The sequence below is a fragment of the Colwellia sp. MB3u-8 genome (assembly GCF_014076985.1).
Classification (GTDB): domain Bacteria; phylum Pseudomonadota; class Gammaproteobacteria; order Enterobacterales; family Alteromonadaceae; genus Cognaticolwellia.
Genome location: NZ_JACGVA010000026.1, coordinates 1 through 1,246 on the forward strand (window position 1 = coordinate 1; position 1,246 = coordinate 1,246).

Genomic DNA, 1,246 nt, shown 5'->3' on the forward strand with positions numbered 1-1,246 from the left:
AAAAAGGAAGCTAGATTGAACGGCACTTCCATTGCCAAACCAAAGAATTGAACCAAACGCAAAACTATGCGATTTGCACTAAACGATAAATAAAATCATTCGATTTAGTGCGGACAACTAACGCCTCATTAAGAGGAAATTTATAGTTGGCTAAAATGTTGAACGCAGTGAAAACAGCCAACTGTAAATTTTCCTGCTTTAATGACTTGTTATGTGTTTAAGCACCAATATACTGAGGTACTTTTTGTTTAAATAACTTAATTAAAGCTGGTTCCATATATTCGTAATTATCTGGAATACCTAAACAAATAACACGTTGTTCTTTTAAGTGTTCTTTAAAATGTGTACGCAGCTTCTTTTTCTGCGCTTGCTCCATAACAAAAATACAATCAGCCCAAACAACATCTTCAATGCCTAAAGGTATTTCTGCGTTGTTATTTAATCCTGCGGAGCGAACATTAATATTTGGTACATCTGAAAATACTGATTCAGCTGTAGGACTTCTTAACTTATTTTGGCTACATACAAATAGTAAATTCATCTACTTCCTAGAGAAACACATAACGCCCCGTTAAGGGGAAATTTATTGTTGGCTAAAATGTTGAACGGAGTGAAAACAGCCAACTGTAAATTTTCCCTCTTGAACGGCTTGTTAGTACTAGTTGCGCCACAAGTCGTCTTTTCTTGGTAGTAACTCGGAATACATTTTATAACACCCATATGGCATAAAAATAAAAATGGCGATGGTTAAAAGTGCCATAAACTTAGAGCCAATTTGAGCTGTATAAATTTCAAATATGTTATTGCCTGAGTGACCCAATATGGCTTTCTTTTTTCCTTCGAGATACAACACGGAGTAACTAGAGTTTTCTGTAAGTTTATAAGGAAAATTTTCAATCATTATTTGGTCGTCAATTTCCAAATTATAATAATACGAATTTCCACCTTTAGCTGAACCACTTGAATGATCCAAGCTAATAACTTTAGCTTGTTTTTCAACCCCATTTTTCCAGAAGTCGTAAGTCGTAGTTCCTAAAGAGTATCCAGCCCAAATAATAGCCAACACCCCAAAGCTTAAAAATGCAATTACAAAATAGCTAGATAATTTCTTCATAGAGTACTAACGCCCTAATAACAGGCAAAAAATTGTTTGCTAAAATGTTGAGGAACGAAAACAGCAAACTGTTTTTTGTCCTTGTTGATTAGCTTGTTAGCAGTTTTGCCATCCGCTCTAAATCACTAGCAA

The 1,246-nt window shown here is 34.8% G+C and carries 2 protein-coding genes; both read right to left on the minus strand.

The genetic code is table 11. The annotated features are described in order from the left end of the window. Nucleotides 1-217 precede the first annotated feature (217 nt). Nucleotides 218-541, minus strand: coding sequence for a low molecular weight protein tyrosine phosphatase family protein (locus H4J54_RS00200; protein ID WP_182188841.1), 324 nt, complete (start codon nucleotides 539-541; stop codon nucleotides 218-220). Between the two features lie 117 nt (nucleotides 542-658). Further along, a complete protein-coding gene (locus H4J54_RS00205) occupies nucleotides 659-1,114 on the minus strand; it encodes an ABC transporter permease (RefSeq protein WP_182188842.1) in 456 nt (151 codons plus the stop codon). Nucleotides 1,115-1,246: the final 132 nt, after the last annotated feature.

Coding starts and splice junctions, on each gene's coding strand:
- H4J54_RS00200 (WP_182188841.1), bottom strand. CDS start 541: ATGAATTTACTATTTGTATGTAGCCAAAATAAGTTAAGAAGTCCTACA.
- H4J54_RS00205 (WP_182188842.1), bottom strand. CDS start 1,114: ATGAAGAAATTATCTAGCTATTTTGTAATTGCATTTTTAAGCTTTGGG.